Genomic DNA, 9,967 nt, shown 5'->3' with positions numbered 1-9,967 from the left:
TCGCTTATCATAAAATGTATAGCTGATGAGCCAGTCGTTGGTGCTGCCCAGTATTTTTGTTTTTACTCCGGTGAGTATACCCAATGTTTTACCCGTTGCAGTGCCTTCGCCGGTAAGACCTTCTGAAGTGTAACTCAGGTCAGCTGTTCCGTTATTATCAAAATCATAATCATCATAATAGTAATACAGTCTTTCTTCTGTACCTGATGTAGGAAAACAATCATTCGTGTACCAGGGTGAGGCGCTGCTGCTTCGTTTTTCATAATACGTCGTGCCGCTGCCATAACAACTCAGTCCATCCACGTAGCTTTGCATGCTGCTGAGTGATGTATGTGTGGCATCGGTATAAATACCTTCTGTTATACTGCGGAAGCGGCTGTCATATTTTGTGTAGAACCATTTATTACTTGTACGCATCTTAGCATCCTGTACCAGTACCACTCTGTCAAGCGGGTCATACACTATATATACCACACCTGCTCCCGGTACTTTTTTTTCTGTCACTCTTCCCTTTGCATCATATTTATAGGAGAAAACAAGATTAGGAACACTACTGACATTCCATGTACTGATCGAATTGAGCCTGGCTACTGCTTTGGGCGGAATAACATAAGATACATTACCCGATAAATTATAAACATCATATGTATCAAAATAATCCGAACCGTTTTTCTGCCGTTTCAATATCACACGGCCTATCTTATCAGTAAATACTATTGTACGACCAGGATCGGAATCACTGCCATCATCCACTGCTTCTGTTACCATTAAATCATTGGCTGAATAGTTTCCGCTGCTAGTACCATCCACACTCCATTTTCTTACACCGCCGTTAATACTGTTATCGTCTGATTCATTGGTGCGGTACAGTATCATTTGATAATGCTGATCTGTTTGAAAATTATTACCAACGCTTCCTTGCTTGAGCATTCGCTGCATCGGGCTTTGTTCTATCTCTGACTGCGCCCATGGTTTGGTATCATACGCTACTTTGTTTGTTGTTGTATTCGTTGTATAAAAACTTGCCTGGTTACTTTCCGCAGTAGACCGTTCCTGATACGTACCATTGGTGGTACTTGCTTCAAAAGGCAAATAGCTTTTAGTTGCTCTGCCAAACTCATCATACTTACTAAACTGGATAATGTCCTTGCCATTCGGACTGCCTGCTGCAATTATACTTTGCAAGGGCCTTCCAAACCCATCGATATAACTATACATTGTAACCCGTTCATGACTTTGCAATGTATTTACCAAACTCGCCTCCGTTATTCCACTTTTCTTCACGATCTCTGTTACTACCCCGGCTGGTTGGCTGATTAAACCTGTACCCGATGTAAGAGTGATCTGGGAATAACTATTACTTGCTAATAACAACAGTAATATTGCAGCTATACTGCATAGACGTTGAATAGATCTCATAAGAAACCATTTTTATGTTTAAATACAGAGATATAGCATAGTAATGACCCTACTACGCATTTAGGGAGAGAGACGTTGATTACTTGAAATTCATACTCTTCGGATTAAAGATTTGAGATTTCAGTCTTATTCTAATATCAATAAAAAAAAGTCATACAAAAAGGTTTATTTCTTTAACCCATACTGAAGGTTATATGCAGTCCATATACCTTCAAGACTACCAGAATATTAAATTCTACCAATGATATAAAAATAGCCTGTAATAGCCATTCCACACAATATGACTAATACGATATAATGACTAACTCTCAATTTAAGATGTGACGATAAATGTGTAGATTTTGCAATTAGCCCATATATTGACGCTATTGTAAATATTATTAGCCAATGCTTCAAGTTTAGATCATAGTCATGAAATTTATTTTTAATTTCCAAATAAGATAAACCTAAGAATAGCGGTATTGAAAAGGTACCAAATATTATAAAACTGAGATTATTCAATTTTACAAATAAAAATACTATTGATGAAAGAATACATAACTCAAGAAAAATAAAACCATACAATTTTAATTTTGAAGGCAGAAAAAAAGCCATTTTTTGGTCTTCCCGAATAATTCCCAGCAGAAAATTGCCGTCTCTTATCAAAAAAGTTAGTATTAACACAAAATAAATTGTATTAAAAAATAAGAGCCCTATTCTACTTTTATTCATTTTCTTTTCTTAATAATATTTTCGATTCTTCATCTCTTCGGCAAATATCGATAAAGAATTGCCGATATAAACTCCCCCATACCAAGTTCTAATACCGACCATCCCGAATTGACTCCTTAATTGATTTTCAAATGCGACTGCCCGAGTTTCAAAATAAGTCCTTGGGAAAGAAGAATTGTCAATACTTGATGAGAATTCATGCCTGGTATAAACCTTGCTATCTCGATCAAATGGAAAATAAAAATTCTGTACCCCATTATAATAAGAATATATATCTAAAACATGGAATAACTCATGACCTAATGTAATATACGACGCAAAGCCTACTTTATCATCTGAAATTACAAAATACTCGGGATCATACTTAATAGTCACACTTGTTACTATTCTAAAGTGTCTTGAATCAGAAAAATTTGGTTCACTTCTTGAGCCTTCTCTATCAGGATCGGTAAACTGAAACCCTGGAATTGCATTAATTGTTATTGGTATTTCTAAAACATCAACTATTGCCAAGAGAAATGCACCGGCTGTGACTGAACGTATTCTAGCAATATCATCTTTTACTTGAGATTCATTATCCCCATATGTTATATTTTTAAGATTACGATCGCCCCTATAAATCTGAAAATATCTTACAGTTATCTGTTCTAATATTGTTTTACTGAAACCACCGCTACCACCGGAGCCAGAAAGAAAAGCGCCTCGTACTTGGTCATCTGTTATATCTGGAATAAACCCGAAAAAAACTAGTGTCCCATAGAATAGAGCAGTTGCATTATCCCCAAAATATGCAATTATATTTTCATTACCAGCCGTCCAAACTCCTCCGTGCGAAGAGTTCCATAACTTACCTATGATGTCCACAATATCCTGCGCCGATTTCACATCTCCCATTGGATCATTAAAATTAATAGGATTATTACCAGCATAATGATAAATAGAAAGTTCAACTGTTACTTCAGCTTTGGGATCAACTGAATTAAATCTGCCAAGTACAGGATCATACTCTCGGAAAAATGTACTGTAATAATCAATAATCCCACCAAAATCATCCTGCCATTTGCTTCCTGCATTATAGAGTCTGTTGTTTGCTGCTGATGGCTGATAGTTACCTGCCATTATCATTCCATAGGGATAATAACTATTCTCTTGTCTTACTACCGCATTTCCGCTGTTATCTTCAAAGCTTACTCGTACATTACCCTGATGATCGGTAATAAAATACTCATAGACAAAGGTGCTGCCGCCTGTTTTACGTACCCTTCCCTCTGGCATTGCAAAATGGGTGAGTGCATTGCTGTTATCAAACTCAAAGGCGCCGATATAATTTATTGTTGTAGTAGTGCTGCCATCAAATATTGTCTTACTGAGTTTTGCTCCTGTTGCGTCATAACCATACTCTACATATTTATTTGGAGATGCGGTTTGTAATATTTTTAAAACCTTATTTTGTTCATTATACGTAAGTGTTGTTCCTTTTTTTGCATCCGCTGTCAGGTTTCCGTTCTCATCATAACTATAACCACTGCTGCTACTCGTAAAGTTTCGGTAACCATAACTATTACTGCCACTTTCCGTCATGTTCAGCAACTGGTTATTATCATTATTACTTCCGTAATCATAGGTCAGGTTATCTATTATTGTTACTGAACTGCTGATCACTGATTTTCTCAGCAGCGTTGCTATATTTCCTCCCCAATCATAGGTAACCGTTTCATCAAAACCATTTACATCTTTTGTCCAATTGCTACTACCAGTATTATAGGCTTTGTAGATAGCGGATGTAAGACGATATAGTTTATCATAACTGAAAATGTAAGAGCGTTCATCCGTATTACCACCTGATGGAGGAGCGGCTTTCCATTTTACTCCTGATATCATACCAGTCCAGTTGGCATCGTTATCAATGCCTGCATCTTCCTGTTCATAGAACAGGTTCATGCCCCATACATCATTACTTTCATCATTAGTTGTACCACCATCACTACTCAGCGTACTATTGTTGATGCTTGTAAGTTGTCCTCTTATGTTATATCGCAGATCCACCGATTGTAAAAAACTCGAACCACTATTGGTTGAATGTAACTTTTTGTCTACCAGTTGTCCAAGTGGATTGTATTCATATTTAACTACCAACACTTCAGTCTGCCCATCATTGCTTTGCTTTATTTCCTGCAATCGGTCCATCTTATCATAGCTAAAAGTATTTTGTACGGTAATCGTGGTACCGCCTGATGATGCTGTGCTCCGGTATTCCTTACTTATTGTGATCTTTCCTGCAAAATCTATGACATTTGTTTTTTGATCTGATACTGTTGATAATTTCAACTGGTTATTACTTTTGGTCTGGATCGGGTTATATCGTTTATCATAAAATGTATAGCTGATGAGCCAGTCGTTGGTGCTGCCCAGTATTTTTGTTTTTACTCCGGTGAGTATGCCCAATGTTTTATCGGTTGCAGTTCCTTCACCTGTTAATCCTTCTGAAGTGTAACTGTAATCAACACTGCCGCTATTGTCAAAATCATAATCATCATAATAGTAATAAGCCCTTTCTTCTGTACCTGATGTCGGGAAGCAGTAATTGGTGTACCACGATGATGTGCTGTTGGTTCTTGTCTCATAGTAGGTAGTACTTGATGCATAACAACTAAGTCCATCCACATAACTTTGCATACTGCTGAGTGAAGTATGAGTAGCATCCGTATAGATTCCTTCTGTAATACTCCGGAAGCGGTTGTCATACTTTGTATAATGCCATTTGTTGCCTACGCGCATCTTGCCATCCTGTACCAACACTACACGATCAAGCGGATCATATACCATATAGATCACTTGCGCATTCGGAACTTTTTTTTCTGTCACTCTTCCTTTTACATCATACTTGTATGAAAAAATAAGATTGGGCACATTACTTACATTCCATCCGACGCTGTTCATTTTTATTACTGCCTTCGGTGGTATTACATACGATACATTACCCGCCAGGTCATACACGTAATACGTATCAAAATAATCCGAACCGTTCTTTTGCCTTTTTAAGATCACCCGGCCTATCTTATCGGCAAACACAATTGTACGACCAGGGTCAGATGCACTGCCGTCATCCACCGCTTCTGTTACGGTTAGATCATTGGCAGAATAAGTACCGCCGCTCGTACCATCCACATTCCATTTTCTTACTCCGCCATTGATACTGTTATCCCCTGTTTCATTGGTGCGGTACAGCATCATTTGATAATGCTGATCAGTTTGAAAATTATTACCTACACTCCCCTGCTTCAGCAGTCGCTGCATCGGGCTTTGTTCTATATCTGCCTGCGCCCAAGGTTTGGTGTCATACGCTATCTTATTTGTTGTTGTGTTTGTTGTATAAAAACTTGCCTGGTTCGTCTCCGCTGTAGAACGTTCCTGGAAAGTACCGTTTGTTGTACTGGCTTCAAAAGGCAAATAGCTTTTAGTTGCCCTCCCAAACTCATCATATTTATTAAACTGAATAATATCCTTACCATTCGGGCTGCCTGCTGATATAATACTCTGCAATGGTCTTCCAAATCCATCTACATAACTATACATAGTTACCCGTTCATGTGCCTGCAATGTATTTACCAAACTAGCATCTGTTATCCCGCTTTTCTTCACGATCTCTGTTACTACTCCCGCCGGTTGGCTGATTAAACCTGTACCAGATGTAAGAGTGATCTGTGCATCACTCGCTTTTGCAAGCAATAGCAATCCAACGATAGATAGATATTTATAATTATTTCTCATTGGGACTATATTTATGGTTTAGGTTGCGGTTTTGATGCTAGATTGTTCAGTACAGTTAATGAATTCGAAGTACCCCAGGCGCCACTGACCATTGCAATTCGAATTCTCACTTTATAAGATTCAGTCGTTGACTGATTGAATGAAATTGTAAGCTGATCCGTATAGCCAACAGTAGTCCAGCTTTCGGTGCCAATAGGCGCCTTCTCCCATATCCAGGCTTCTACGTCGTTCAAACTCTCTCCATCTATTGAAACCAATTTGAATTTTGTCTGGCTACAATTCGCGCTCAAACCACTGCATGAATATTGGATACATTCGTTTGAAGAGGTCAATTCTGCGATACCCGCCGCACAGATAGTTGGATAAACGGGTGGTGGTGGCTGGTTGCTTACAGATACCGTGTAATTGCTACTGGTTAGTGATGTGAATCCGGGAGCTTCTATTTTACAGGTCATCGTGAAGTTTCCTGTTGTGGTATAAGTATGTGCTTTGGTACTGGAAGTTGAAGTTTCAGTACTTCCATCACCCCAGGTCCAGGTATATAATACCCCTTGTGTACCATAAGGTATAGACGAAGTTGGCGTAAATGTGGTAGAAACATCCTTATACACAGGTGTTGACCAGGCGACAGTAGGTGTAGTTAGATCCTGCCAGTTATGAACCTGGCGATAAACCTTCATTTCAACAATGTTATTTTCTACATCTTTTACTAGATAGGGCCTGCCATAAGGGTCATATTCGAAGTAACGGGCTGTTCCGCCCATTCCTGTTTCAGCGGTCAATATCTTACTTGTGTATCCTGAAGAGTAGGTCTTAATGTCGTATGAATACGTTTTAACTGATGCATTGCCTGGATAGAAAAGAATGTCATCAATTTTTATTGTTCCATCTAGTGTGACTGTCACTGTCACTGAAGAATTAGATGGTCTGGGAATCCTTTTTTCATAGTAGGTCCAGGTTGTTCCTGCCGGTATTGAGATAGTATAGTTTGAATTGAGTCCCGATGCTGAGAGATTGACGGTTAGTGTAACTGTTGAAGTCGCGTCTTTAGCCCAGCACGAAAAGATCATATCTGTATTTGTTGCCGCCATGGTCACAGACTTTGACAAACTTGAGGAGCTTGTCAAGGTGAAACATTTGTAACTTGCCCGACCTGGTTCAGTCCAGGTAGTATTTGAAACACTCGTAAAATAACCATATGGACTGCCAAAGTCGAAGCAGTTATACATGATCTCGTCAATCTTTGCGTTACTAAATTCAGCGACCTTTAAATCATTAATAGGTTCGTAAAGAACAGTATTGGCGACTCGGGAATTGCCAATGACGGAAACAGCATTTCCACCGTAATCATATTCGAGGATGGTACCTGTCTTAATATACTTGGCATCTTTAGTCAATGTACCGCTGGAAACAATTGATGGACTGAAACTCGTGGTGCCTTCAACAGAAACGAATTTCCAGGATTCCGATGGCAAATACATATACTGCGCCGTTTCATTGTTGTAAAAGGGTTTGAAAGCTGTCAACTCACCACCTATGAATTTTTCCGTAGAACCTACAGTAGCTGAATGATAGGATTCTATCCTAGCATTTACATTTTTATCCTTCAGATAATAAATTGATTTGTCATAGTCGTCGCCACCAGAGCTTGTATTGGTATAAACAACATCTGATCCATCTGCCGGGTCCTTGACATACCTGAAATAACTTGTATATATATTTCCATCGCTATTTGTTTTTTCAATTTTCTTCGGTAGTCTATGCTCGCCACTTGTCGGGTATGTATAAGTCTCTGTTTCGGTAGTATAGGCAGTGTAAGGAGATTGGGTACTGTAAATTTTTGTAGTTCGTGAAGCTATCAGGTTATCAACCACTGCAAGTATATTGTATTTGGCATAAGCTCTAACATCAATTATATCATCAAATCTTAAAGCCTGAATGACAATTGGTGAAGTGTGTGATCGCTGATAGGTATAGGTTTCCTCGGAAACTGTATTTCCGCTTTCACTTTTGCTGGTAACTTTTGTCGGCAATCCTCTTTCAAAATCAAAATTTGGATTCGGAGGGAAAGGATAGCTATATTTTCCATTAGTCAGAAAATCCGGAGCAATGGCATTACATGTAGATGGATTACTTGTGTAGTATCTACTTATGTAAGATGTATTTTCAGACCATTCATTAACAGTTGATCCACCCCAGATAGCTGATGTATTGAATTCGTAAATTGTTTTGCCACCATTAGTTTTGCTGACGGTTACTTTTCCATAAAGTATTTCGCTACTCTCCTGCGAAAAATTAGAAACTGTTCTATATGTAGAATATTTTACGCGGTCGCTTAATGTTCCATAACTTGAACTATTAGGGATCGCAAATGTAAATTGTGGTTCAGAAATGGCTCTCCCTGTAGTAACACTTGTCGAAGGATCGTTGTAACTGTAAGATGTTACATCATTTGTGTTCAATCCATCATTATGTGTAATTTTTTTGATCCGTATGCCACCGCCTAGAACTGCAGCATTTATATCTTTATCGAGATAATCCTTATTCTCATACTCCAATACGGTAACGCCACCTGTTGGGTATGTTATTTGCGTCATCGTGCCATACATGGCACTTGTGGTTGCACTTCTGTCGGCACCTGAAAGTGCAACTACATTGCCACCATAACTAGGTATTTCTGTGATCTTAAATTTTGTCACGCTGGAGTTATCCGGATACACCCAAATACTGGGAGTGAGTTCAGTGTTCGCAACGGCATTGTAATAACCCCAGTAATCCTGGGATTTAACAACATTTGAATCCTGGGGGTTGTATAAATAGGAATCATTAGGGTTGTCAAAATCAATACCGAAATATTTAAATTTATATTCTCCAAAAAAATTGCTACCTGTTCGGCTGATTGAAAGGTTTGTCAAAAAAACGCGACCCCAATTAGATTGATTATTATTCTTATTAAACTTCGCTGAATACGTGAAGCTTGCAAATGAACCCGATCTGTTAAATTTAATTGATGCAAGTTTCGACTCTGTCACACTGCCTTCCCAATTAAATTCGGCTTCAGTTGCGATCACATCACTCACCTGTGATTTAATATATTTGATTCTCTGTTCATACATGTACTTTGTAGTAGTATACAAAACTTGCTTTGTATAAGCACCCGAAACGTATTTTACTATTTGCGCTTTTTCTTCAGATTTTGGCAACGGAGTTCCTACTTCTGTTCCATCATAGGTGTAGATTATTTGATTGCCTTTAGTATCTTCTATGTAATTGATATACCATTTGGCTGTATAGGTGGCCACGTCCCCACCGCTATTGTGACGATAAAATACGTAATCCCTTCTGAATGCATTCAATGATGAGGGAGTAATTCCAATATCGACAGTTTGAACGCAAGATGCTTTCTTATCAAAAACATATTTTATCCCTCTATCATTGGTAATTGTAAATGAATTAATAAGACCAGCGCCATCTGTTGCATAAGTGATCTTTGCATCGGTGGAGGATAATTTTTTAATATTTCCATCCTTATCGAAGAGGAACTGAATATTTAAACCAGGTGCGCTAGCGGCAAAAATATCTGGCTCTGTGTCATAATAATCGGAGAAATTTGAATTCATATAATTGTAATCCGAAACTTCGTCTGTGCATGTGGAAGTACTTCCATCATTAGCGATCGAAAAACTTTCAACAAGCCCAGGGATGGTAGAAGTCCTGAGCCAGCCTTTTATTGTTGAATAACTTGAATGTCCGAGAAACTGCAAGTCATCAGGAAATCCTTTGAGTATGCGCGTAACACTTGCTTCAGCAATTAAATACCAACCAAGACCGACCTGCATATTATAATCCTCCACTTTTATTCCACCAGCCCTGTAACCAATACCAATGGGAACCGTTAGATCACCTTTCTGAACTGTGCAAAGTGGAATGGAAACATTTGCAGTTCCTGTCAACAGATCAACATTGACATTTTGTTGAGCTGTTGATTGCATCGTTGAGAACAGTAACACGAATAAACAAACAAGTCGGAGGTTGTTGGTCAAAGCAGATCTCATAATAAAGAAAT

The 9,967-nt window shown here is 38.5% G+C and carries 3 protein-coding genes; all 3 read right to left on the bottom strand.

The annotated features are described in order from the left end of the window. Positions 1-1,419: hypothetical protein (locus tag E6H07_13335; GenBank protein TMI63747.1), on the bottom strand; the 1,419-nt coding region annotated here is incomplete at its 3' end. Positions 1,420-2,139: 720 nt separating this feature from the next. Beyond that, a complete protein-coding gene (locus E6H07_13330) occupies positions 2,140-5,901 on the bottom strand; it encodes a hypothetical protein (protein TMI63746.1) in 3,762 nt (1,253 codons plus the stop codon). An 11-nt stretch (positions 5,902-5,912) separates the two neighbouring features. Next, on the bottom strand, positions 5,913-9,956 hold the full coding sequence (locus tag E6H07_13325) for a hypothetical protein (GenBank protein TMI63745.1): 4,044 nt from the start codon (positions 9,954-9,956) through the stop codon (positions 5,913-5,915). Positions 9,957-9,967: the final 11 nt, after the last annotated feature.

Source organism: Bacteroidota bacterium, from assembly GCA_005882315.1.
Classification (GTDB): Bacteria; Bacteroidota; Bacteroidia; order Chitinophagales; family Chitinophagaceae; genus VBAR01.
The sequence above is the reverse complement of the archived record's forward strand: the minus strand, read 5'-3'. Positions and strand labels throughout refer to the sequence as shown.